Genomic DNA, 24,984 nt, shown 5'->3' with positions numbered 1-24,984 from the left:
AACTTGATAGCCACAAAGGGGTATGGAAGAGTGGGAAGCATGTCGCTAGAGTCGCCCGAGCACGCCGGCGGCGCGCACTTGCCAACAAACAAAAAACGGGTCAGGTCACATGTTCCAAGGTATCCATGCCGGCGCGCGGTCTCGCGCGGCCGGCCTGCTCTCGCTTGTCCTCGCCGCTGGCCTGCTGTCCGCCTGCGGCAGCGACGAAGCCCCATCTTCCCCAGCCACCACGCAGGCGCCCAGCAGCCGGCTCGTCGTCGACACCGGCACGGCCGCGCCCGCGCAGGGCGGCACGTTGACGCTGAAGGCTACCTTGCTCGGCGCCGACGGCCTCGAGGTCAAGGGCGCCAGGTTCGCGTGGTCGTCGTCCAACGAAGCGGTCGCGGTAATCGTGTCGGCCTCCGACCAGGCGCCGGCGGCGGCCAGCATGATGCAGCCGGTGGGCACCTATGCCTCGGTGCGCATGCTCGCGCCCGGCGAGGTCGACATCGTCGCCACGGCGACGCTGCCCGACGGTACTCAGGCCACCAGCACCACGCACCTGACGGTGCAGGCCGCGCCCGCGAAGACTTATGTGCTGACGTTGTCGCCCTCCACGCTGACGGTCAACTACGGCGCAGCGGCGCAAGTCGTCACCGCGGTGGTGCAGCGCTCGGACGGCGTCGACGGCGCGGCCGACCTGACGGACTGGTCGTGGGCGGTCGACAACGCCACGTTCGCCGCCGCGCCGGCGGCGGACAGCCATTCGGCGCAGGTCTCCACCATGGGCACGCTGGCGGGCACGGGGCAACTCACCGCGTGCGCCAGCACGCCGGCGGGCGACCGGCTGTGCGCCAACGCGGCGCTGGCGCGGCCGCTGGTGGCGCTGCCCTCGATCGCGTTCTCGGCGCCGTCGCTGAGCGTGAAGCCGGGCCGCACCGGCACCGTGACGGCGACGCTGACCGACGGGCCGGGCGCCGACCTGGCCGGCCGGGCGACGCTGGCGTGGTCGATCCAGCAAAGCGGCACGGCCGCATCCATCGTCGGCATGCCCACCAGCACCAGTCTGACGATCGGCATCGATGCCGCACAGGTCGACGCCTATGCCGCGACGCTGACGCTGACCGCGACCTACCCGGATGGCCGCACCAACAGCAGCACGCTGCAGCTGACGTCCCCGGGCATTTGGAGCCGCCTGCCGGACGCGCCCATCGCCAGCCCGTCGGTCGTCAGCCTGGCCATCGACGGCACACGTGTGTGGCGGCTGACCGCCGACGGCAGCCAGCCGGCGCGGCTGGAGCGTTTCGGCGTGGCCGGCGAAGGGCCGGTCGAGCCCGCCACGGCGCTGCCGGCGGCGGCCCGGGGCGTGTGGCTGGCGGCGGACACGAGCGTGGTGAACCCGGCCGATCCGGCGGTGGTGGTGCAACTGGGCGCCGATGGCGCGAGCGTGCCGTTCGGCAGCTTCGACGCGGCCTTCGCCAATCCGCGCGCGGACTTCACGTTGACCGGTTGCGCGCAATATGCGGCCGATGCGACGGCCGGGCGCCGGTTCGTGAAGACCACCGGCGGGGCCAGCATCATGACGACGGGGTGGTGCACGACAGACGCATCCTGGTGGGCACAGCAGGTCGGCGTGACCGCAATGCGAAATAGCAATCATCCGTCCGGCGAGCACGTCGTCGACGCGCGTCCCTTTGCCAACGGTAGTGCCGTGGGATTCTTTTCGACCGGCGAACGGTTGTTCCTGAACGCCGGGAATGCCGGCTGGAGCTACTGGTATCTGAATCAGGCCCGGCTCAGCCTCGGGGCCATCCCGGCTACGGCAACCGACCCGTATGGTGCCTTCTACGGTTATCAGGGCGGGGTAGGCATGATTGTCACCCAAGAGCCAAACGCGCCCTATGCGACATTGCCCGGCGCCGTCCCGACGCTGACCAAGCTGCAGGCGACACAGAACTTCCTGGTCGGCCTCGCCGGTCCCGCGCTGTCGCTGCTCGACCTGAGCGGGCTCGTGCCCTCGACGTTGATGCTGCCGGGCGTCGGCCAGGGCGCCGATTTCGAGGCAACGCAGGATGCCAACGGCAAGCTGCGCGTCGCCGTGCGCCTCACGGACGGCTCGGTGTGGGTCTACGACCAGCCTTGAGATGGGCGTCAGGGGAAAGCCGAGCCGAGAAAGAGCACGAGAATGTGCACGCTGAGAAAAGTGGCGTTCATCCCCATGCGCCAGGCCATGCCCATCGCCAACAGGGGCACTATTCGCGTGTGTGCCGGTTGGTTTGCGGGATGGCCCCGGCTGAAGGCGTCGAACAGCGCCTGGACCCGGGCCTCATCTTCGGGGAGGCGGCGGGTGCTGGCGCTTCAGCGCCGCCATTCCGTCCGGCAACGCCTCTAGCACTGCCTTGCTAGGGCCAAACCTTGCCATCGGCAGCTTTCAGGCTGGCCAGCTGGTTTCGTGCTCTGCAGGCTCCGATTTGGAGCCTATCCGGGCGGATCGGGATACGTTGCTGTGGGCCTCGGCTGGCACGCGTCGATCGTTCGTCCGTCTTTCCTTACCTGCGGGTGCCCGAGCGGATCTCGCCGACGATCCGTTGCACGTCAGCGCGAGCGGCGTCCCACTCCGAGTCAGCGGCAAACAACTCGGCCAAGTCCTGCTGCGCCGGCACACCGCTGCCCGAAGGGACAAATTGCCGGGTGACAGCGATGAAGGCGGCTTGCCGTCGGTCAAACGCGCGGCGCTCTCGCTCTAGCGCCGCGCGCTCTTCCGCCCGTTGGTTTTCTGGAGTGCCGGTCATGGTGCACTCGCGCTCGGTGGGTGGCCCTGGGCCGCCTCGTCGCTGTCGTTGTCGGCCATTAGCACGGCGGCCACCTTGATTGCCGTATGCCAGCCAGGGATGGCCTCGACAGAGCGCACGGTACCCGTGGTTGTCCCGCCCACGAGTACGTGGACCGGCGCGCTGCCCAACCCCTCATGTGAGATCGCCTGCAATGCTGCAATTAGCTGGTCCACGCTCAGACCTTCCGGTGGCAAGATTTTCATGTGTTCCGTGCGAGTTTCGATGCCAAAAATCCGGAGGAGCAGAATCGTTTACTCAATCGATTATTGTCTGCTCGCTGGCGTTAACCTCTCTGACCTCATAGTAGCTGTTCGGGGTCGTATTGACGAAGACTACGCGTGGTCGCTTGCCATCCAATAGATGCTGCTGCATTTTGGCGCGGGCGCCGCGGTGGATGCCGACTTTGCCGGCTCGTCTCTGGGCCAGGGCGCTCACCTCAAACGGCCCACCGCAAGCCGGGCACTGGTACTGATAACCGCGGTCAGGGAGGCGACTGCGCTCAGCGAGCGGGTCCAGACACAACGGACATTTTGCATGTTCGAAAGTCATGATTGGCCTTTATTTTACATAATTATCATTATGAATTTAAGCTTTGTCAGGGCTAAGTTGTAATGTCCGCTATAGCCAAGTTCAAATGTCCGAGTTTGTCGGGCGTAACCTGAGCGGTTTCCAGTCTGCTGGAGGCTGCCATGACACCGGACACCATCACCCTAACCACGCGGCAAGTGTATTGACGGGCTTTAATCGTGCGGGCCATGGTGCAGATTGAATCCGTACAGCTTTCGCTAAAGGCCGATCCACGCCAACCTAGTTTTTCGGCAGTCTACCTCGCAATCGCGCTAGTCTTCCCGCCATTCGCTTCCCTGTCTCGTGAAATGCGACGCGTTCCCGCCGAAGCACGGCGCGTTAGCGTGCAGAGAGCGCCTATGGCGACGGGGAAAAATCACCACCGCCTCGCGCTGGCCTCCGCGGACTATTTAGCCGGCCGTCGGGCCACAAGAGCCTGAGTTAGCACGCTGCTTGCCTCCCCCAGGATCCTCTTAAGTGTGGCTTGTTGGAACTCTCTGAACGACGAGACCGTTAACGCGTTGAACACCTCTCGCAATAGCTCTTGGTCTAGGGCATGCAACGTTTGGCATGGTGCCCCCGCCGCCGCCAGCATCCGAGGGTGGTTGATGCGACGACGACAAGAGCCTTCCCAAGCATTGACAATGGATTGCGCGGTGTACCTTGGGGCCTATGTCCCCCTCGGTATCGCGACATGTCCTTCAAAACAGATGCGCTGCAATTCGGGCCTGCATCCCTCGAGCACCCATAGACAGCTCCCTGCCCCCACCCACTTTTCGATTGGTGCTGATGGCTTGCTCTGGTCCAAAGGACGAGCAGCGCGCACCGGCGTTGCAGCTTTACCGAGGTGTCATAAACCAGACCTATCGTGCGGTCACGCTCGCAGGCGCGGTGCCGAAAGTGATGATCCTCTCCGCCCTGCACGGATTTATTGGCCCGGATCTCGAGGTTGAGCCTTATGACGTTCGGCTCGCGCTCGAGCCCGCAACAAATTAGCGCAATGTCCGCGCTCAAGCATTCTGGCTTCGCTAATTATCACGATCCGGAGTTGCGCGGTGAGCATTGCTGGTCGTTTTCGCCCGTCAAATGGTCGAGACGCTCGGACGAAAATGCTTTTCGTTGTAGGGATAGCGTTTTCCGGACTCCAGGTCGAAAGCCACTCTGTCCGTCAGTGTTTCCAGCGCCTTGCCATACAGGTGAAAAAGCAGCGCCGGCTGGCCGTTCAGCACATGGATACTATGCACATCATCGGGCTGGTAGAGCGCAGGGTGACCAGGCTCGACCTTGAACTCCCTGTCGACCACCACGGCGGCCGGCCCGTCGTCGGCAGTGATCCGATAGACCCGGTTGGTCTCTTCCCCCTCGATCCCCACGATGATGGCCCAGGTGCCATGGTTGTGCGGCACGCTGGTCTTCCCAGGGTGCAGCGCGTTGACGTAGAGTGCAAAGCCTTGATCCGGATCAGCGTGCAGTACGTAACGCTGTGATCCAGACCCACCGGGCGCCGGCAGCGGAAAGTTGGCGAAAGAGAACCACTCGCGGCGGGCGGCAAGTTCCTCTAGCACCTGCGCCGTGCGCTCCAGCTTGTGCTCCGCGCTTTCCGCATGGATGCGCTTGATCCGCTTGACGGCCGCGGCCACGAGGGGCTTCCAGGCGGGGGAATGACTCATGCGGGTTCTCCTGTGCTACGTTGATGAACGGCGATATCGCCGGATGTCAATGTCCCGTTAACCAAGCGCCCGAGCAGCGCATGCGTGCGCTGCTCCGCCAAGGCAGCCGATGCCGGATGAAAGGGCGGATGGCCGAAGCGTCCGAAGCCGTGATCGGCCTCGGCATAGACATGAACCTCGGCGTGTGGCTTCCCTGCGAGATCCTTGCGCAGGCCGTCGACAAGTTCGGGAGGCGTGCGGAAGTCGAGATGCCCGATATGGACCAGGGTGGGCACGTCTATGGTCTTTCCAGCGCCCCCATGATCGCCCATGCGCGTCGGGTAATATGCCACGGCGGCATCAAGCACGCCCTGCGCCGCACCCAGGTAGGCCAATTCGCCGCCAAGGCAGAAACCCACGGATGCCACCGCGCCGGCACCATGGCGCGAGCGCAGCCACGCGGCGGTCGCTGCCAGGTCCTGGACGGCCAGCGTCCTGTCCAGGCCTGCGCTGAGCGCACGCCCGCGCTGTTGATCCTGCGGGTTGTATTCAAGGTCGACACCAGGCTCCTGGCGCCAGAACAGGTCGGGCACGAGGGCGACATAGCCCAGCGCGGCGTAACGTTCGGCAACCTCGCGAATCCAGCTGTTGATGTTGTAGATCTCCGGCAGAAGAATCACAGCCGGCAGCGGCGTGTCGGGTTGGATGATGGGTTCGACGAACCAGGCGCGAATGGCGCCATCGTCGACGGGGATGGAGAGGGTTCGAGCAGGCATTGTCATTGTGGTTGGGTGGATTCGAGGGACCGATGCACGCGAGCCAGCGGAAATCCCGCTGGCTCGCGCTGTGCTTGCGCGGTCAGCTGTTTTTCCCAGTCGAGATAGGCACGCATCGATGCGGCATTACCGCTTCGGCGGTCGTGAGCCCAGAACAGGAAATCGATGCGTTGCTCACGCGTCAACGCATCCGCCGGGGGAGCCTCGACCGGCTCGCCGGCGGCTTCCCAGCTCGCTTGCCCGCCGCGTACCACGAAGACACTGGCATGCTGGACGGAATCCAACAGGTCTGCCGCGGCAAGATGCGCCAGGCGGTCGTCCTCGGAGAACAGGATGACGTCCTGCCCAGATGCCGCTGCCGCGATGGGGCCGTCCAGGCGCGCCCTGGTTGCCCACGCCGCGCCGGGCGGGTGCGCCAGCAGGTAAGCCTCGCTGCTGCCCACGCACCACGCGGAACCGCCCTGCCCAATCCGCGCTCGGGCTTGGTCGACGTCCAATTCAGGGGCAAGCCTGAGAACGTCGCTCCAGGGGGGATCGATACGTGCCGCCTGGTCCGCCGACACGCCCTCCTTGCCCGCGCGCGCCACCGGTTCAGCCCGCGGCGCCCTGCTGCCATGGAGTGCCAGGGCGTAGGCATCCCAACCCAGCCGGCGCAACCAGAGCGCCGACTGGATGGCCCTGACGCCGTCGTCATCCACCAGCACGACCCGCGCGTGCAACGTCCCAAGCCAGCGGTCGCTGGCCTGGACCAGTTGGCCGCCAGGCGCGTTGTGTGCGCCCTCCAGATGGCCCTGGGCGAATTCCGCGGGCGTGCGGACGTCGAGCACGTAGGTCGTCCGGTGGTCCTCGGTGCGCCAGCGAGCCAACTGGGCTGCATCGATGGCGGGCACGTCCTGAGCTTGGGCGATGCCAAGGCTGCGCTTGCGCGCCTTCTCTTCCTGGGCAAAGTCCGGAGCGGGCGCCTTGTGCCTCAGGCCCGTCTCCAGATTCAGTCCGGCCAGTTGCCAGCCGTGGTTGCCATCTGCCAGGGCAACGACACGGTGGCCGACGCCGGCATCAATCAAGGTCTGTGCGCCCACGATGCCCCGCGTGCGTCCGCCACAAGCCACCACGATCAGCGTGTCGTACGACGGCGCCAGGGCCTCGAAACGCAGCAGGATCTCGCCATTCGGACAGGACAGCGCGCCAGGGATATGGCGTGCGGCATGTTCGGCCTCGCTACGCGGGTCGAGCACGACGAGCGGTGCTCCTTCCGCCTGAAGTCGGTCGAGCGTAACGGCATCAATGGACGGTGTCTCCAGGTGTTCTTCGGCCCATTCGCCCAATACTTTGCCTGGGACATAAACGCCCTGGAATACCGGATGCCCCGCAGCCTCCCATGCGTGGATGCCGCCGTCCAGCGCGAACACCTGCAGGTAGCCGAGCGATCGCAAGCGCGATGCCGCGCGCTGCGCGACATTGTCACCGGCATCCACCAGGACGATCATGCTTGCGTGCCGGGGCACCAGCGATGGCACCACCGCCTCCAGCCGGCTATAGGGTGCATTCACTGCCCACAGCATATGTCCCATGCCGAACTGTCCCTCCTCGCGCACGTCGAGCAGCGCCAGTTCCGTCCGCGGGTCGCAAAGCCGCGCGATGAGTGCCTCGACATCGATGCGTGGCACCGGCTGCCCGATCTCTGCTTGCGTCACGCCATGTCTCCCTGTCCGATCAAGCTAGTGATGGCATCCAGGCTGCTAGCCCGGCCAAAACCGGCTACCGCATCGGCCAGCGATGCCGCATGCGCTCCCAGCACCGGCTCGGCCAGGTCGAGGAACTTGGCGCGAAGATCGTTCCACCGCATTGGCCACGCCACGCTGCCATAGCCAGCGGTGACGGCATGTTCCAGCGTCCGCCCACTGGCCGCATGCAGTTCAAGGCGAGCCGAGGAACGTGTCGCCGCCGGGTCCGGGACGAGCGCCACGCGTTGGCTCAGCGCCTGCACGGTAGGATCGCCAAGTCGCGTCCGTTCGAAGTCGCTGGCCCTGCCCGTATGGCCGGCCAGCCCAAGCGCGATGCAATAGGGAAGGCTGAATTTCGCCTGCGTGGCTGTATGGGCGTCGGCGCTACCCGCGATGCGAATGGCCAGCGGGTGCACATACGCGATCACCTGCTCGACACCGTCCGTGTCCAGCGACGCATGCAATGCCCGCGCGGCGTCGATGGCTGCATGGGTCAACTGGCACGAGGCATAAGGCTTGAAGCTGATGCGTGAGATCTCCCAGGCGCCATCCAGGTCGACGTCGATGGCCAGCGCTTCGTCCTGGAGCAGGCTTTGCAGCAAGCCACGCGGGCCGTCCAGCACGCCGGGTGCGCCTTCGCAGCCCTGGCTGGCCAGCTCGACGGACATGACGGCATCGAGCGCCGCATAGCCCGCGTGCAGTGGCTTCGCCGGCGTACCAAAGGACGCCGCGAGACCACCGGCCTGAGTCGCGGCCAATGCGACGGCGTGGCTGGCCTTCGACGCATCCAGCCGCAGCGCGAGCGCGCCGGCCAGCGCTGCCGCGATGCGCCCGAGCACGGGCGTCACGTGCCAACCATGCGCCGTCAGCCTTTCACCACGCCCCTGCATGCCCAGCCTGGCGCCTGTCTGCAGCCCCACGGCGAAGGCAGCGATGAGGCGGTTCTCCGGCAGCCGGTATTGTTGGCCAAGCGCGAGCAACGTCGCCCAAAGGGGCCCGCTGCCATGGAGAATGGCGTCGACATGAGTGTCGTCATAGTCCAGCACATGGGACAACGAGCCGTTGACCCAGGCGGCCACCGGCGCCGCCGAGCGCCCGCCGGACAGCCACCATGCGGCTCCGTGGCTGGACCACAGGCGTGCGGTATTCGTGATGACGACGGCCTGCGGATCCCGTCGCGCGCCCAGACATACGCCAAGCCAGTCCAGCAACGAGTTTCGGGCGGCGTGCAGCACCTCGGGCGGCAAGCCGTCGGCGCCCAGCAACTGGTCGAATTTGCGCTGTGCGTCGCCGGCGATGCGGGGCAGCAGCAATGGAGGATGGTCGATGTGCATCAGTTCAAGGCGATGCCAGCCGACTGGATGGTCTTAGACCAACGCTGGTAGTGCTCGGCAATGCTCTGCTTCAAGCCCTCCGGAGAACTGAAGCGCAACGTGGCGCCGTGCTGTTCGAGAAACCGCTTGAACTGTGGGTCCTGCGCAATGCGGCCGATCTCCTTGTTCAGGCGCCGCGTAATCTCGGAGGGTAGGTCTGCCGGCGCCAGGACGCCGGCCCAAATGGTGACGGCCAGCTCGGGACGGCCCAGTTCCACCAGGCTGGGAACATCGGGGAGCGCCGCGGAGCGCTTGGGGCTGCTGACCGCGATCGCCTGGAAGCTGCCGCCGCGGATCTGGCCCAGTGCGGATGGCAGGGTCGCGAACATGGCATCGACATGGCCGGCCGCCACATCTGCCATCGCGGGGCCGCCGCCCTTGTAGTGCACATGCAGGACCTGGGTGTTCTCGGCCTCGCGAAAGAGCTCGGCCATCAGATGATTGGTCGTGCCCGCACCGGAAGACGCAAACGACACGCAGCCAGGATGCGCTTTGACGTCGGCGACTAGGGCTTGATAGGTCGCCGGCTTGTTGGGCGCGGTCACGAGCACGGACGGAAAGTCCACGACAGAGGCAATGGGCGTGAAGGAGTCGAACGGCGTGTAGCGCAGGTTCGGATACAAGATTGGACTGACCGCGATCTCGTTGGCGGTGGCGAACAGGAGCGTGTAGCCGTCAGGCTTGGACGCCGCGACGTGTGCAGTTCCCAAAGTACCCGAGGCGCCGCCACGGTTCTCGACGACCACGGGCTGCTTTAACGCGATGCTCAGCTTCTCCGCCAGTGGTCGGGCTACCAGATCGGCAAGGCCGCCCGGCGGAAACGGCACCACCAGACGAATGGATTGCTCGGGCCACTGCGCCTGTGCCGCAGGGGTAACGAAAACACCGGCCAACGCCAGAGATGCCATCGACAGCAGGCTCACTATGCGTCGCGGCATGAGCGAGGTCGATGGGCGGAAAGAAACAAACATCACACACTCCAGAACAATTTCCACGTCCACTGAGTGGCCGCCGCAAGTAGCGGCATCCCGTGGGGTCAGGTCATTGTCTGGGGCGCCGTGGTGTATTCAAAATGCCCATCGCGACTTTGCTTATATATTGCTTGTCGCAACTGAGCCGCCACAGATTTCCAAGGGTGGCTAAGCACCTGATTCAGAAGGGTTTTGGCGGATATCCAACGGCGCTTGCAGCCGCCATCATCACGCCCGCGATCAGTAGCGGTGATCATTTCGGTGCTGTTGCTGATGTTTCAGACGGGCTCGCCGCTCACGCAATAGCACCGGCATCCTGATGACGAAAGAACAACCGGAGCATCTGGAACGCCTGGGACACCACCGGGTTCACCGAATTCTGTCGACAGTAGAGGTAGTAGCTCACGTCCGGCATTTGCGGCAACCCTTCGCGATCGCCAAGGATGCGCATATCCGGCGTCAGCATCTCGACGGTGCGCGGCGTGATGCCTAGCCCCGCCCGCACCGCGGCGCGCACGCCGACCGGACTCGACGACGTATAGATCTGGCGCCACGGCTGGCCATGTCGTGCCAAGGCCTCCAGCGCAAAGCGACGAAACACGCTGGGCTCGTCGCCAAGCACCAGCGGCAAAGGTTCGCCGCGCGCGAACTTGAAATTGGCGGAACAAAGCCAGAGAACGGGCGCACTGCGGACGACGAACGATTCCAGCGCATCGTCGCGCCGGGTCGCGAGCGCCAGATCTAGCCCCGCATCATGCAGATTCTTGAGCAATTCCGGACTGCGGCCGATCGTCACCTCGTAGCTGAGGTGGGGCATGAGCCGGGAGAGCTGGGCGAGTATCATTGGCAGCAAGGCTTCCGCCGCATCATGCGATGAACCGAGGCGCAGCGAGCCGCGCGGACTTCGCGCCTGCAGGAAGGCCATCGCATCGTCGTGGAGCGCGAGCATTTCCTGCCCGTATCGGAGCAGATGTCGGCCCGTATCCGTCAACACCTTGCTACGGCCCGTACGCAGGAACAGCGGTTGCCCAATCAGTTGTTCGAGCTTCTGCATGCGCTGCGAAATCGCTGATTGCGTGCAGTGGAGTGCGGAGGCGGCGGCGTGGAAAGTCCCCTGGCGCTCCACCTCAACAAATGCGCGCAGCAAGATCAGGTCAAGGGTAGCCGACGCATCGGCTGGAAAGCGTTCCGATTCTTCTGCCATTATTGCCAACCCGCCTTTGTCCGGATAAGGCCTCTTCCGGTGCATGGCGAGAAGGCGATTAATCGCGCCGCTCGCATACGTAAGAGAAAAATTGTGCTTCGTCGCGAAAGGCTGTGGCCCTCGCTTTCCACAATGCCGCTAACCTTGTTTTCCACGAGTGTCGATCAACGCCGATCCCGCCAGCCACAGCGTGTTGATGAGCCGGCTCGCGATCTCCGGGCCGATATCGATGCGATTGGCCAGCGATTGCCTGGGATTGCCGGTGGCCATGCCGCGCAGCCATTGCCAGTAACGGACGGCCGCCGGCTTCTCGAGGCCTAGTGATTCGTGCGCGGCGGCGAGCGTTTCGCTGAGGGCGGATTGGCCTGGCGTGGCAATCGCTACGTCTCTCGGCAAGACTTCAGTGCCGGCAAAGATCAGCAACGTGACGAGGAGCAACGTGACAGCACCTTGCAGCAGCAGCCTTCCGAGAAGCAGGATCATCATCCCGATCGAAGCAGTCGATCATATGTGTGGTGCCCCCTGTTCCCAACGAAGAATTCCTGCTTTGCAAATTTGGGGTCAACGAGAGTAGATATCTCGCGTCTGCTCTATCCGGAACCAAAGATGCAACCCGCCTTGTCCGCGGTGGACTTTCCCAAGCCCTAAAAGCTACCCACCCACGTAATCTGCACCGCCTGATATGGTATCGCTCTCCCCTACACTACCTATGATCGGCTGGCCGAGATCGATTAGGGCATGCTCGTGGAGCACAAGCGGCCGGAGCATGTGCCGACCATTGCGGCAAAGGTCCAGGCATTGTGGGATGATCAGCACCAGATCTACCTCGCACGCACGCTATTGCGCGAGCCGCCGCGCCAGGCGCACCTCGCTCAGAACACGAAACGCCTGCGCTTGATCAATCGGCTGGATCCGGGGCACGCTATATTTCCCGGTCCGGATCCGTCCCATGATTCACTTATGGTTTCGCCGGCGGAACAGTCCCATCGTCTGACCACAAATAATCCTTGAACATTTCTTTGTAGACGGGATGCATTAGCAGGACTTTTTCGCCGATGAACGCTGCGGCTTCTGCGAACGTCATGTTCTTCAACGTCAGATTCTTGATCTCGTAGGGACGCAGCATTGGCTTGTCAGGATATTTCACGAGCAAGCATTCTTTCTCGGCGTCATATTCGAACTGGATACCTTTGGAGTTCATAGTGGTGTCTCAAAGCCAGATAGTGGTGTACGAATCCCACCTGTTCCAAAACGGAGGCATTCGGCATATCGGGTCATTGCCGATCTCATGCAAATTGCCGCGCCGGCTGAGCCGTAGCGAGCTTTCACAGTGGATTGGCAATTTCCCTCATCTTGGTCTCGTTGGCGTTCACAATCATCATCATCGCCTCCACTCATGTCACAAGAAAGCAAGCGAGCCGCACCAATGACTGTTCCACTGACATGTCTGACCATGCGGATGCCTGCAGAGCCCAGTTCTGCACCTAGGCGCGTCAGTAATGTATCCGGACTATGCTTCTCCCCATTGCCCGGCTCTAGCACGTCAGCTGGCACCGGCATTGGAGCCATCCCAGGTCCTGATTGTCCATTCCTGGGATTTACCGGAATTCGTATCAGTTGTGTCGGGCTAGCCTGCGCATGAGCATTTGTGAACAACCATCCGAACCAACCTTTGATCGTATTCCACATCGACGTTAGCCAACTAGCGTTTTCGCTTGTTGGCGGAACGCTGATGGCGGATCTGGCCGCTTGACCAAAAGGATTTTCGGATAATGAAGTCAAGCTCTGCGTAGTCAGCTCTGCAGGCAACCAATATGCGACCAATCGGTGTGCATTGTCGTATTCCAATTCATATCGGAATGAACCCGGTCCGGACACCGTTGTGAGAAAACCCGCTTGGTTGTACCCGTATACGACGGTGTCTGTTCCGCGCTGGTACAGCGTCATGTTACCCCGATTGTTGTACCGGATCTCAATTTGCCTACCAGACGTGTCGATGGCGGTAAGAAGTCTTCCCGCGCTATCATAGGTCAGCGCTCGGCCGATTTGCCCCTGAGGATTCGTCAAGATGGCAAGATTGCCTGACGTATCGTAGGAGTAGGTCCATCTTGCACTCTCTATATTGTCAATGGTATCCATCGCCGCGATGACAAGGCCATTTGCATCGTACTCCCATCGCAGACCGGTGCTTTGACCGAGTTGGATCGCTCCGAAGCCCAGCGATCCGTTCTGATCGCTCGTTGCATAGGTGACATAGCTCGTAGTCTGCCCCTTTGCATCGTAAGTAAATCCATCTACCCGATTTGGAGACGCAACCCTTAGCGGTAAGTTGTAGGTCGGATGCCACTCGGTGGTCGTTGTCTTCGCGCCAGCCGTTCCGTAACCTTCGATGCGTTGAGTCTCACGCCCGAGCGCATCATAGGTGTAACGGATTTCCTTGTCGGCAAAATCGACCGTGCTCGACAGGTTGCCGCTTGTGTCATAAGTGCTGGTTTTCGCAACGTCACCACACTCGACACACGGTGCCGACACGTTCGTCGGCCGCAATACATTGTTTTGCAGATCGAATGTATAGGTCCGGTTGCTGCCGTCCGCGGATGTCACGACGCTTTGACTCTGACTCAAGTATTGCACCTGGACTTTATCGGCACCGCCAGCATGCTCCGAACTGATTGCGCGTCCCTGCTCATCGTATGCGTAGGAAGCAAAACGTGCTCCGGCTTCATCGGTGATACCCGTTAGCGCTGTGGTGAAGCGTGTATCCTCATAGTGATAATGGCGAGAATTTCCATCCGGCCAAGTGACGCTAGCTAGAACTCCGGCTGAATCGTAGCTATATTGGATGACTTTGCCATCAGGCGTTGTAACCGACGTAATGCGGGCTTGCGCATCGTAGCCAAAACTCAGGATCTGGTTAAATTGGTTCTTGACATTAATAAGCAGGCCGGTCCGCGGAGTTACCCCAGCCGGCGTGTTGGTGTCGCTGTAAGTTAGCGTTGTCGTCCAGCCATTTCGCTCACGGACAGTCAAGAGTTTGCCCGTACTGTCATATGACTCGATGGTATCGGTAGCAGCCTCCACATATGTCCACCCGGAAATTAAGTTTGTGTTATCGAGCGCGACCTTAAGTGCATCATGATTTCCATCTGCCGCAGTCCACGTGTTTCCGCCCGTGGCAATAAACTGCTTGAATGCGCCATCTGCTCTAATGACAAAAAGGCGAGCCCCATTACCCTTATCAAACGGGACAACTAGTCGTCTTTGCCATTGATGCATCCAGAGCTGCGAGAAACCGTCATAGGGGCCAGAAAAGTAGCTTGATCGATAGACCCGGCTGAGCGTGAGAGCATTGAGACCTGCCCCTTGGAAATCCACCTCAATTTGCGCTTTTATGCTCGTGCCCGGATAGATAGGATTCCCGACCGGACAAGATTTCTCGATAATTTGGTCACGCGCTATACCGGTCGACCAGTATTCAGCTCCTCCACACTGCTGACCAAGTGGCTTGGCAAGATTCGGTGTAGACCCGTCAATACAATTGGTCCCTACGACGTAAGTATCGGAGTGTACAAACCGAGGATTTGGTCCATACTCATATTGACAAGTAGGGGTAGCGCCGACGAAATGGTACATGCCTTGGCCACGATCTGCTCGCGCTAAATAGGCTAGGCATGCGAGATCCTGGCTGGGTTGCCAAACGTCATAGGTGGTAACGCGATATGATGTAACTGGAATCTCAGCGAGCACTGCTAGCGGAGTCAGTATAGATGCTATCGCCAAGAAACGGATGAACAACCTGGAAAGAGCTAAATTCGTTGTCTCCGGAAACAAATTGGGAGTGCCTCGATTGCACCAACCGGCCCATTCCTTTATTCGTTTCAATTTCTTTCCTCATATTATTCATCATCTAAAGTGACGGACCCGTGCATATAGGGCTCGCTAAACCATATTTAGCGTATGATGGTTGCTACCAAGTACTTTGCATTATGCAAGGACTGCTGAAGAAACCATCGGGACCAGATCTGAGTTTAAAATTCCCTATGTATGGGGCAGAAAAAACGTCACACGAACATCACACAGCGCTTGTTCAGAAGAAAATGGTCCGCTTATGTCGGCACCTGGGTCGTCCAAGCATAAAGTTCCACCTGTACCAGGCGAGCGTGAAACAACATCAAGAGCAGGGTGAGGAAGAGGCCCTTCGTCGAGGGGTCTCGTACGAGCGTCAAAATACAGCGGAAAGGCTCACTAGTGCGGCGATCTGTTGGTTGCATTTGGTCGATCGATGAGCTCGCATGGCTCACTCCATAGTCTCACCCGTGCCCTCCTTTGTTTCGCCGACCGACTAGAGTGTACGGATCCCTATATCGTTAATGTATCGTTTTATTTACAACTGATATGTGATGTGTTCATATCTATGGATATTCGAAAGACGCAAGGCACAGTTCTCTTCTCTTTCCCGGTGGGAGATGTGTTTAACCGCTCGGAAGTCTTGCGGTTAGGGTTACCGTATCGTAGTATTATCATACGATACGATTGGAGCCAACATGGCCAGAACGGGTGTTTCCTATGAGAGTGTGGCGGTGGCCGCAGATGCTCTCGTCGCTGAAGGGCAGAAGCCAACCTTGAGTGCGGTGCGAGAGCGGCTGGGCAACACCGGCAGCATGAACACCATCCATCGGCACTGGACGCTTTGGAGCGGTCAGCACAAGCCGGCACCCCGAAAAATCAACGAACCGAATACCAGGTTGCTGCAGGCTTTGGGTACAGAGCTATCGAAAGCCGCGGAAGAAGCTGCGAGCGAGGCAGAAGCGAACCTGGCTCAGGCCATGAAGGAGTTGGCGGTCTTCAGCGCCAACGGCGAGGCCTTGGAAGCCGAGCGCGACGCCCTGGCTGAGCAACTGTTGCAGGTGGCCAAAGAGCGCGATGTCCTCGCTGGCAAGGGCGAGGAGCAGTTGGCGGAGATGGCGCGGCTGAACCAAGAGCTTGAGCGGGAGCGGAATGAGCTCGCATCCGTCCGACGGCACCTCGTGCAGGCCGAACTTCGCGTTGAGGCAGTGCCTCGTCTCGAAGCCGAGATCTTGGAGGTTCGCGCCTTGCTGGCAGCCGAACAAACCGCGCGCGTGGAGGCGGACAAGACGGCCGCGACTGCCGTTGCGGACGCGCTGCAGGCGGCTGCGGTCGCGGAGGCCCAGCGCGCGGCCGCGGTTGCGGCGCAGACCCAGGCTGAGGCCAGGCTGGCCACCGTTGAAAAGCGGGAAGAGCAGGCCCATTCGGATTTGGTGGCCGCGCACACGGCGCACCAGGCCACTCGGGAACAACTGACCTCCGCTGTGGGTAGCGCGGCTGCAGCCCAAGCAGAGCTGAAAGCGCTCCGTGAAGCAGTCAAACCACGGAAAGATCCCGCGGTCGGCGAATCGGGCCGAAGCGAGGAAACGGCCGATGCCACCGCCCCGACTCGGGCCCGCGGGAAAAAATAGGCAAACAAGGACTGACTGGCGCCGGGCGGCCGCCCTGCGCCCTTGACTCGCGGGCGAGGTCTGTAGATTGGAAGCTCACCTTCCATCTCCAGTGCCCGCCCATGCGAGTTCCGCAGCCCTCCCTCCTCGGGGTAATCGTACTTTCTGTGCAAAATCTGGCGGTTTCCGCGCAAGGCCTTTGTTTATAAGGTGCCCCGGTCGCTCGCGACAATTGTCTGCTGCCCTCGGGTGACTTTGGGAGTACCATGTTCGCCCGCGATTTCGGATCGCGTCACCTGCATGGGGGCGGAAGATGCCGGGCTTGGAATTTCGCTATGTGGGAAAGAGCAGCTTGCCCACACGCTTGTCGGAGTTTGACGTCGAGCACTATTTTGCGCTGACCGCCAGTGACCTCGCTGCGATCAACCAGAAATTTTGACCTGACGGGCGCGCCGGCGCCGCCATCCAACTGGTCTTTCTGCGTGCAAGTGGCCACACCCTCGACCAGCTCAACACAATTCCCCGACAGTTGCTGCGCCACGTCGGCGAGAAGCTCGGTGTGGCGACCCCAACCATTGCTTCGCTGCGCACGATCTATCACCGCTACAAGACGCTCCACGAGCATCAAGTCTGGGCATGTGGATATCTGGGGCTGACGCGACTCGATGAGGATCAGTGGAGTGGCCTCGCCGCCTGGATGCGACAGGATGCCGCCGAATCCCTGTCGCTTGACGAGTTGCTTCAGCACGCCCATTTCTGGCTGTACGAGCGACGGATTCTGATCCCGTCAATGCGGGCGCTGCAGGGCCTAGCGCGTTCAATCTGGGCTGGCATCGAGCGTGACTTGCTGGCCACGATTGAGAGGGTCGTCCCAATGGCGCAGTTAGCACGAGCCGAATCTGCCGTGTTCGCCCCGCATGCGACATCGGGAGTGTACGCACTGGAGTGGCTTAAGACCCCGCCGGCGCGACACAGCCCATCGACCATGAGCGAGACGCTGGCCAAGATCCGCTTCCTGAAGGATCTCGGAGCGCATACCTGGGCGTTCGATGCTATTCCGATCGAGAAACAACGTGCCTATGGTCAGCGTATCCAGGCTCGCCGTCCCGCAAAAGTCCGCGAACTGAAGACACCCACGCGCACGATCGAGCTGGTCTTCTTTCTACGCTTCACTCTGCTTGAACTGACGGACGCGATGCTCTACCAGACCGGGCGACGCGTGTCCGATTTTGTCCGGCAGGCTTATAACAAGACCACAACGAAACAAGCCCGTTCGGCGGTCGAATACCGGCAGCAACTGGTTGAGATCAAGGGACTGGTTGACGATACCAGTCGCACGGCCGAGGAGCGACTGGCAGACATCGGCAACCTGCTAGTAGACTTGCCGCCCAAGCCCCCGGCGAGCCATGCTGCCGGCGTGCGCGAAGCGCTTACGGATGACCACCACCGTATCCGCAACCTCTTGGCGCCGCTGCTGGAATTGGAGATTGCCAGCACGAGCAACAATCCGGCCATCAGGCAGCTTGAGCTCATCAGCAGCCTGCACGACCAAGGCGCAATGGAACTGCCGCCCGATTGCAATGTGCCGGTGAGCGCGAGTTGGCGCGACCTGGTCGACGGCAAAGACCGCAAGCGCGCGTTGCGCGCAATGGAAGCCTGCGCGATTACGGGCTTGCGCAAAGGCCTGCGCCGCGGCACGGTGTGGATCAGCCACAGCCTGTCGTTTCGGGAGCGCGATCAACTGCTGATCCCGCCGACACAGTGGGAATCCGAGCGGGACCGATATTTGTCTTCGCTCGACTTGCCGACCCAGGCTGACATCTCCCTCAACCGTCTCACGGATCATCTGAAGGCAGGCCTCGCGGCATTGGATGAGGCTCGTGAGGCCGGTCATTTCATGATCGACACAAATGGTGTTCTACATCTGTCGCCGCTCGAAGCAACGGAGACCGACGGCAGACCTACACATCCCCGAGATCTGCTATTCAAGGACATTGGAAACGCACAGTTTGCCGACATGATTCTTGAGATGGATGCCCTTACCAATTTCAGTGAAGTGCTGCTGGCGCGCAAGGCCAGGGACGCGCACGAGCTGATTTCGCTCTATGCCGCGCTGATTGCCCACGGCACCGAACTGGATGCCAAGGGTATCGCGGCCATGATTCCGCAACTCGACGCGGCCCATGTCTCAACGGCAATGCGCGCGCTTGAGATGCCTGGGCGGCTGCGTAGAGCAAATGAACGTGTGGTGGAATTCCAGCGCGCGCACCCGATCACTGAGCTGTGGGGAACAGGTCGACAGGCGTCAAGCGATTCAATGAGCCTGGATACCTCCCCGCACCTGTTCTATGTGCGTGCCGATCCTCGTCGGCGCACCCATGCCGTCGGAATCTATACACACGTATTGGACAGCACGGCATAGCCTACAGTCAGCCCATGGTGCTCAACGAGCGCCAGACCGGAGTGGCGATCGAAGGCGTCATACGCCATAACGAAACCCGCGCCGACGGCGGGTTGCTCAGGCTCGCGGTCGACACCCACGGATATACAAATGTGGGAATGACAGTGGCCAAGCTGCTGGGCTTTGACCTATGCCCCTGGCTGCGCAACCTGTCAGAGCGCAAGCTGTATTTATCACGCGGCCTGAAGGTGGCTGATGGACTGTCGGCCGCCGTGTCTCACGAGATCTCGCTCAAGGCGATTCGTGATGGCTGGGATGGGCTTCTCCGCCTGGTGGCTTCGATCTATTCGGGCCGGGTTAGTGCCGTCGTCGCGCTGCAGCGGTTCGGCAGCGCTGCCCACGGCGACCCCATCCATCGGGCCGGCGATCATTTGGGCAAGATGCTGCGCACGCTATTCTTGTGCGACTTCTTCAGCAATGCCGTGTTTCGGCGGGAGCTGCGCACACTGCTCAACCGAGGTGAGTCGGTCCATCAACTCCAGCGAGCCATCTATTCCGGTAAGGTGGCGCATGATCGCGGGCGCCGGCAAGATGAAATGATCGCAATTTCCGGATCACTGACGCTGCTGACAAATCTGGTGATTGCCTGGAATACCCAGCGCATGCAAGCCGCGGTCAACACCTGGCGCCGCAAGGGGCAACGCGTCGACGATGACTGGCTGCGTCGCATGGGGCCAGCACACTTCGCACACGTGAACTTCCGAGGTATCTTGAGTTTCCCAATCCATCTGTACCAGGATTCGCTACTGGAGGCGGTGCCCCAGCAGCGTGAGAGTGGCGCATGACAATTAGCCCGATATTGGTCAGCGAAACTTGGTTTCGGTACCGCCACGCCGCAATAGGCGGCAGGCGGCTCCTGCCCGTTGGCGAAGCGTAGCGGAGCTCCGTGTCGATCAGGCGCTTGCCGGCCATTAGCTGCCGGTCTTTCCCCCTTGGTCCAATGGCCGATTAGCTTCTGACTCCAGTCGTTCGACCCGACCACGAACGGTGTCGGATATAAATTTTCCAGGGCCCGTTGCGCAAATTCCATATTTCGACTATATTCGAATCATGGAAACAGATAACGCCCTCGAAGCGCTTGCCGCGCTGGCCCACGCCGTCCGCCTGGCCGTCTTCCGCCTGCTCGTGCAGGCCGGCCTCGAAGGCCTGCCGGCTGGCCGCATTGCCGAACTGATGGAGATGCCGGCGTCCTCACTGTCGTTCCACCTCAAGGAACTGCATCGCGCCGGCCTGCTGGCCAGCTGCCAGGAAGGCCGGTCGATTATCTACATGGCCCGCTTCCAGACCATGAATGACCTGCTGGGCTATCTCACGGAGAACTGCTGCGGCGGCAATCCGTGCTCGCCGGTTTCCCGCTGTTCCGTCACCACGGAGTCGTGATCATGAAGCGCTTCCACGTCCACGTCCACGTCCACGTCAGCGTGGCCGACCTGTCGGCCAGCATCCGCTACTACTCGGCCCTCTTCGCTGCAGAGCCGACCGTCGTCCGGGACGATTATGCCAAGTGGTCGCTGGACGATCCGCGCGTGAACTTCGCCATCTCCAATCGCACGGAGAAGCTGGGCGTCGACCATCTGGGCATCCAGGCGGAGACGGATGGGGAGCTTGCCGAGATTCAGGCTCGACTGGCCAACGCCGACTTGCCGATGCAGTCCCAGTCCGCGACGAACTGCTGCTACGCGACCTCGAACAAGCATTGGTCTGTGGATCCGACGGGTATCGCCTGGGAATCGTTCCACACGCTTGGCAACGCGCCAACCTATGGCGAATCGCGCGATCGTCGCGCTGAAGCCGCTGCGTGCTGCGTGCCTGTCCAATTGAACGCCGCGCCGACGCAACCTGCCAAGACCGCCCGCTGCACGCCGGACTCCGGCTGCTGCTGAACTTTCCCTAAGACGCCTCCTCTACGAATCCTCGCACGAGGAGGCACTCGTTCGCCCCTACGATCATGTCCGACAAGACTTTCAATGTGCTGGTGCTGTGCACTGGTAACTCCGCCCGCAGCGTGATGGCCGAGGCGTTGTTCAATGTACTCGGCAAGAGACGCTTCCACGCCTACAGCGCCGGCAGCCATCCGTCCGGTACGGTGAACCCCTTCGCCATCGAGCGCTGCCAGTCGATTGGCTACGACACCTCAGGCCTGCGCAGCAAGAGCTGGGACGAGTTCGCCCTGCCCGGAGCGCCCAACATGGACTTCGTCATTACGGTCTGCGACCAGGCCGCAGGCGAGGTCTGCCCGATCTGGCCAGGCACGCCCATCACGGCACACTGGGGCTTCATGGACCCGGCCGCCATCCAGGGATCCGACGATGAGAAGCGCAAGGTGTTCGACCAGGTCTTCCGTCAGATCCTGAATCGCGTGAGCCAGTTCGTGAACCTGCCGCCGCACATCCTGGACCGCAATGCCATTCAGAAGGAGATGCGCGCCATCGGCGAACAGCCTTTGGAGGCCGGGCAGTGAGCACGGCGCAACAGTCCGCCGCAGCGGCACAGCCCAGCGCCATTGGCTTCTTCGAGCGCTATCTGACTGTCTGGGTGACGCTGTGCATCGTGGCCGGCATCCTGCTCGGCCAATGGCTGCCACCGGTCTTTCATGCCATTGGTGCGATGGAATTCGCGCAGGTGAACCTGCCCGTCGGCGTGCTGATCTGGGTCATGATCATTCCGATGCTGATCAAGATCGATTTCGGCTCCATGGGCCAAGTCGCGGGACACTGGCGCGGCATCGGCGTCACGCTCTTCGTGAACTGGCTGGTCAAACCGTTCTCGATGGCGCTGCTGGGCTGGATCTTCGTGCGCCATCTGTTCGCGGGGTGGCTGCCAGCAGATCAACTCGATAGCTATATCGCCGGCCTGATCCTGCTGGCGGCGGCGCCTTGTACGGCGATGGTCTTCGTCTGGTCGCAGCTCTGCAAAGGCGATCCGTATTTCACGCTGTCGCAGGTGGCGCTCAACGACGCCATCATGATCGTGGCCTTTGCGCCGGTCGTCGCGCTGCTGCTGGGCCTGTCGTCGATCACCGTTCCATGGGACACGCTCATCACGTCAGTCGCGCTCTACATCATCGTGCCCGTGCTGATCGCGCAGGGTATCCGCAGGGCATTGCTGGCACGCGGCGAAGCCACCTACAAACGCGTCGTCGATGCCCTCGGCCCCTACTCGATCACCGCATTGCTTGCAACGCTCGTGCTGCTGTTCGGCTTCCAGGGCAACGCCATCGTGCAGCAGCCGCTGATCATCCTGCTCTTGGCCGTGCCGATCCTGATCCAGGTCCTGCTGAACTCCGGCCTGGCCTACCTGCTCAACCGCAAGCTCGGCGTCGCCCACTGCGTGGCCGGGCCCTCGGCGCTCATTGGCGCGAGCAACTTCTTCGAACTGGCCGTGGCCACCGCCATCAGCCTGTTCGGCTTTCAGTCCGGCGCGGCATTGGCCACCGTCGTCGGCGTGCTGATCGAAGTCCCCGTGATGCTGTTCGTCGTTGGCGTGGTCAACCGTTCGCAGCACTGGTACGAATCGCACTGAGGCACCCCCATGACCGTCACCATCTATCACAACCCCGCTTGCGGCACGTCGCGCAACACGCTGGCCATAATTCGCAATGCGGGGATCGAGCCGACCGTTGTCGAGTACCTGAACACGCCACCCGACCGGCAGACCTTGCAGGCAATGATCCGCGACGCCAGGCTCACCGTGCGGGAAGCGATTCGGGAGAAGGACACGCCCTACGCCGAGCTTGGCCTGGGCGATCCAGCACTGACCGATGACCAGTTGCTGGACGCAATGCTGACCCACCCGATCCTGATCAACCGCCCCTTCGTCGTCACCAAGTTGGGCGTGCGGTTGTGCAGGCCGTCGGAAGTCGTCCTGGATATCCTGCCGGCGCCGCAGCAAGGCGCGTTCACCAAGGAAGACGGCGAGGCCGTGATCGACGCGCAAGGCCGGAGGATCCCGTGACCACGGATCTGCCCAACATCGTCCCCGTGGTGCTCGATACGCCCGACCTCTACAAGCTCGAGCCCGCTCGCGTCAGCACCCACCCGCCACGCATCCTGCTGCTGTACGGCTCACTGCGCGAGATCTCCTACAGCCGGTTGCTGGCGCAGGAAGCCGAACGGATTCTGCAGCACTTCGGCGCGGAGACCCGCGTGTTCGATCCGCGCGACCTGCCGATGGCGGACAGCGTCCCTGCGGATTATCCGAAGGTGGTCGAGTTGCGCAAGCTCTCCGAGTGGTCGGAAGGCCAGGTCTGGTGCAGCCCCGAGCGTCACGGCACGCTGACAGCCGTCTTCAAGAACCAGATCGACTGGCTGCCGCTGGAGATGGGCGGCATTCGCCCGACGCAGGGTCGCACGCTGGCTGTGATGCAGGTGTGCGGCGGCTCGCAGTCGTTCAACGCCGTCAACGCGCTGCGCGTGCTGGGGCGCTGGATGCGCATGGTCACCATTCCGAACCAGTCGTCAGTGGCCAAGGCATATCAGGAGTTCGATGCCAACGGCCGCATGAAGCCGTCGTCCTACTACGATCGCGTCGTCGACGTCATGGAAGAACTCTACAAGTTCACCCTGCTGGTGCGCGACCGCAGCGACTACCTGACCGACCGCTACAGCGAGCGCAAGGAAGCCGCGCCCGCCCACGCGACGACGCTCGCGGCGGCAGCCATGCATCACGAGAACGACGCGCAGACCAGCGACACCGATAGCGGCGAAGTGGAATAACAGGGAACGGACCGGCCATGGAGCCAAGCAACAGCGTGATCGCCAGGCTGGGAGTCGCCCAGACGGTGGCGTGGGGTTCGACGTACTATCTGCCGGCCATGCTGGCAACACCGATGGCAAAGGATCTCGGCGTGTCGACGCCAACGATCTTTGCCGCATTCAGCGTTGCCCTGGTGGTGTCGGCATTGCTGGGCCCCACGGCTGGCCGGCTGATCGACCGGACCGGCGGCCTCGACCGGACCGGCGGCCGATCGGTGCTCGTGGCCACGAGCCTGGTGTTCGCCATCGGACTCGCCGGGCTTGGCCTGGCGCAGGGAGCCGTGGGCCTCTTCGCGGCCTGGGTGATTCTCGGCATCGGCATGGGCGCGGGGCTCTACGAAGCCGCGTTCGCCACGCTGGTCGCGCTGTACGGCAACCGTTCGCGTGGCGCGATCACCGGGATCACCTTGATCGCCGGTTTTGCCAGCACGGTCGGCTGGCCCCTCTCCACCTTCATGGAGGCGCACATCGGGTGGCGTGGCGCCTGCCTGTCCTGGGCGGCGCTGCATCTCACACTAGGGCTGGCCCTGAACCTGAGCATGCCACAGGTGGCTGCCAAGGCAACTGCATCCAGCAAGGCTACGTCGCTCACGGGAGCCGATCTGACGCACCCAGCCGATGAGCATTCGCAACGAAGGGCATCTTATGCACTGGCTTTCGTTTTCGCGGCGACATGGTTCATCAGCACGGCCATGACAGCTCACCTGCCCCGCCTGCTGCAGGCGGGGGGCGCGTCGCTGGCCACGGCCGTGATGGTCGGAGCGCTGCTCGGCCCGGCGCAAGTCGGCGCCCGGATGCTTGAGTTCGGTCTGCTGCGCAAGGTTCACCCCCTGCTGTCCGCGCGTATCGCCGCCACGCTGCACCCCACTGGCGCGCTGGCATTTGGCCTAATAGGCGCACCTGCGGCAGTCTTGTTTGGCGTCCTGCACGGTGCGGGAAACGGCATTCTCACCATTGCCAAGGGCACGCTGCCGCTGGTCATCTTTGGACCGGGCGGATACGGCCATCGTCAGGGCATACTGATGGTCCCTGCTCGCGTTGCCCAAGCAATCGCGGGCATGCTGCTTGATTCTCTGGGCTCAACAGCGCTCTGGATATCGTCGTCCCTTGGAATCGCCTCGATCTTGACGCTTTTCCTATTGCATGGTGACATGCGCACCGCACCCGACGTGAACCATCGCGATAGCTGTTGAATCGGCGAGCTGTTCGAGGACAACGAACTGGAATATGGGCGGA

Annotated in this window: 20 protein-coding genes and 1 pseudogene; 11 read left to right on the top strand and 10 right to left on the bottom strand. The window is 62.0% G+C overall.

Annotated elements, in window-relative coordinates; genetic code table 11:
• Window positions 1-109 precede the first annotated feature (109 nt).
• Window positions 110-2,122, top strand: coding sequence for a hypothetical protein (locus ACWTPI_RS34860; protein WP_454734072.1), 2,013 nt, complete (start codon window positions 110-112; stop codon window positions 2,120-2,122).
• Between the two features lie 406 nt (window positions 2,123-2,528).
• On the opposite strand, the gene ACWTPI_RS34855 is transcribed toward ACWTPI_RS34860, so the two are convergent.
• Complete coding sequence (locus ACWTPI_RS34855; protein ID WP_454734071.1) at window positions 2,529-2,771, bottom strand: hypothetical protein; 243 nt, start codon at window positions 2,769-2,771, stop codon at window positions 2,529-2,531.
• Between the two features lie 1,281 nt (window positions 2,772-4,052).
• Here ACWTPI_RS34855 and ACWTPI_RS34850 point away from each other — a divergent pair.
• Complete coding sequence (locus ACWTPI_RS34850; protein WP_454728007.1) at window positions 4,053-4,376, top strand: DUF6884 domain-containing protein; 324 nt, start codon at window positions 4,053-4,055, stop codon at window positions 4,374-4,376.
• A gap of 86 nt (window positions 4,377-4,462) precedes the next feature.
• Here the strand turns inward: ACWTPI_RS34850 and ACWTPI_RS34845 are convergent, their stop codons facing one another.
• The 9 genes from ACWTPI_RS34845 to ACWTPI_RS34805 form a co-directional block, all read right to left on the bottom strand.
• The gene (locus tag ACWTPI_RS34845; RefSeq protein WP_059414316.1) at window positions 4,463-5,050 is read right to left on the bottom strand and encodes a cysteine dioxygenase family protein; all 588 of its coding nucleotides are present in this window, start codon (window positions 5,048-5,050) and stop codon (window positions 4,463-4,465) included.
• Window positions 5,047-5,805 (bottom strand): dienelactone hydrolase family protein, encoded by a 759-nt coding sequence (locus tag ACWTPI_RS34840; protein WP_059414318.1) that lies wholly within the window; start codon window positions 5,803-5,805, stop codon window positions 5,047-5,049. Before ACWTPI_RS34840 ends, ACWTPI_RS34845 begins: the two co-directional genes overlap by 4 nt.
• Window positions 5,806-5,807: 2 nt before the next feature.
• Window positions 5,808-7,499, bottom strand: a complete 1,692-nt coding sequence (locus ACWTPI_RS34835; protein ID WP_059414320.1) for a rhodanese-like domain-containing protein — start codon at window positions 7,497-7,499, stop codon at window positions 5,808-5,810.
• Window positions 7,496-8,863 carry an MmgE/PrpD family protein gene (locus ACWTPI_RS34830; RefSeq protein ID WP_059414322.1) on the bottom strand — a complete coding sequence of 456 codons (1,368 nt, stop codon included), beginning with the start codon at window positions 8,861-8,863 and terminating at the stop codon, window positions 7,496-7,498. Before ACWTPI_RS34830 ends, ACWTPI_RS34835 begins: the two co-directional genes overlap by 4 nt.
• Window positions 8,863-9,873, bottom strand: a complete 1,011-nt coding sequence (locus ACWTPI_RS34825) for a Bug family tripartite tricarboxylate transporter substrate binding protein (protein WP_059414324.1) — start codon at window positions 9,871-9,873, stop codon at window positions 8,863-8,865. Before ACWTPI_RS34825 ends, ACWTPI_RS34830 begins: the two co-directional genes overlap by 1 nt.
• Window positions 9,874-10,168: 295 nt before the next feature.
• On the bottom strand, window positions 10,169-11,077 hold the full coding sequence (locus ACWTPI_RS34820) for a LysR substrate-binding domain-containing protein (RefSeq protein ID WP_059414326.1): 909 nt from the start codon (window positions 11,075-11,077) through the stop codon (window positions 10,169-10,171).
• A 138-nt stretch (window positions 11,078-11,215) separates the two neighbouring features.
• The gene (locus ACWTPI_RS34815) at window positions 11,216-11,563 is read right to left on the bottom strand and encodes an ABC transporter permease family protein (RefSeq protein WP_059414328.1); all 348 of its coding nucleotides are present in this window, start codon (window positions 11,561-11,563) and stop codon (window positions 11,216-11,218) included.
• A gap of 472 nt (window positions 11,564-12,035) precedes the next feature.
• A complete protein-coding gene (locus ACWTPI_RS34810; RefSeq protein ID WP_059414330.1) occupies window positions 12,036-12,278 on the bottom strand; it encodes a hypothetical protein in 243 nt (80 codons plus the stop codon).
• Window positions 12,275-14,710, bottom strand: coding sequence for a DUF6531 domain-containing protein (locus ACWTPI_RS34805; protein WP_156173992.1), 2,436 nt, complete (start codon window positions 14,708-14,710; stop codon window positions 12,275-12,277). The genes ACWTPI_RS34810 and ACWTPI_RS34805 overlap by 4 nt, the downstream gene beginning before the upstream one ends.
• A gap of 911 nt (window positions 14,711-15,621) precedes the next feature.
• Between ACWTPI_RS34805 and ACWTPI_RS34800 the strand changes: the two genes are divergently transcribed.
• The 9 genes and pseudogenes from ACWTPI_RS34800 to ACWTPI_RS34760 all read left to right on the top strand — a co-directional run bounded on the left by ACWTPI_RS34800 (window position 15,622) and on the right by ACWTPI_RS34760 (window position 24,941).
• The gene (locus ACWTPI_RS34800; protein ID WP_059414333.1) at window positions 15,622-16,554 is read left to right on the top strand and encodes a DNA-binding protein; all 933 of its coding nucleotides are present in this window, start codon (window positions 15,622-15,624) and stop codon (window positions 16,552-16,554) included.
• A 292-nt stretch (window positions 16,555-16,846) separates the two neighbouring features.
• Window positions 16,847-19,779: pseudogene (locus ACWTPI_RS34795) on the top strand (Tn3 family transposase).
• A gap of 265 nt (window positions 19,780-20,044) precedes the next feature.
• Window positions 20,045-20,374 (top strand): ArsR/SmtB family transcription factor, encoded by a 330-nt coding sequence (locus ACWTPI_RS34790; RefSeq protein WP_059414336.1) that lies wholly within the window; start codon window positions 20,045-20,047, stop codon window positions 20,372-20,374.
• Window positions 20,375-20,376: 2 nt separating this feature from the next.
• Window positions 20,377-20,877, top strand: a complete 501-nt coding sequence (locus ACWTPI_RS34785) for an ArsI/CadI family heavy metal resistance metalloenzyme (protein ID WP_059414338.1) — start codon at window positions 20,377-20,379, stop codon at window positions 20,875-20,877.
• 65 nt (window positions 20,878-20,942) lie between these two features.
• Entirely contained in the window at window positions 20,943-21,455 is a 513-nt protein-coding gene (locus ACWTPI_RS34780) for an arsenate reductase ArsC (RefSeq protein ID WP_059414340.1), read from the top strand.
• Window positions 21,452-22,516 carry an ACR3 family arsenite efflux transporter gene (gene arsB / locus ACWTPI_RS34775; RefSeq protein WP_059414342.1) on the top strand — a complete coding sequence of 355 codons (1,065 nt, stop codon included), beginning with the start codon at window positions 21,452-21,454 and terminating at the stop codon, window positions 22,514-22,516. The genes ACWTPI_RS34780 and arsB overlap by 4 nt, the downstream gene beginning before the upstream one ends.
• Window positions 22,517-22,525: 9 nt before the next feature.
• Window positions 22,526-22,948: an arsenate reductase (glutaredoxin) gene (gene arsC, locus ACWTPI_RS34770; protein ID WP_059414344.1), complete on the top strand. Its 423-nt coding sequence runs from the start codon at window positions 22,526-22,528 to the stop codon at window positions 22,946-22,948.
• Window positions 22,945-23,709, top strand: coding sequence for an arsenical resistance protein ArsH (arsH, locus tag ACWTPI_RS34765; RefSeq protein ID WP_059414346.1), 765 nt, complete (start codon window positions 22,945-22,947; stop codon window positions 23,707-23,709). Before arsC ends, arsH begins: the two co-directional genes overlap by 4 nt.
• A 17-nt stretch (window positions 23,710-23,726) precedes the next feature.
• Window positions 23,727-24,941 (top strand): MFS transporter, encoded by a 1,215-nt coding sequence (locus ACWTPI_RS34760; RefSeq protein WP_059414348.1) that lies wholly within the window; start codon window positions 23,727-23,729, stop codon window positions 24,939-24,941.
• Window positions 24,942-24,984: the final 43 nt, after the last annotated feature.

It is taken from the genome of Cupriavidus ulmosensis, assembly GCF_977008105.1.
The sequence above is the reverse complement of the archived record's forward strand: the minus strand, read 5'-3'. Positions and strand labels throughout refer to the sequence as shown.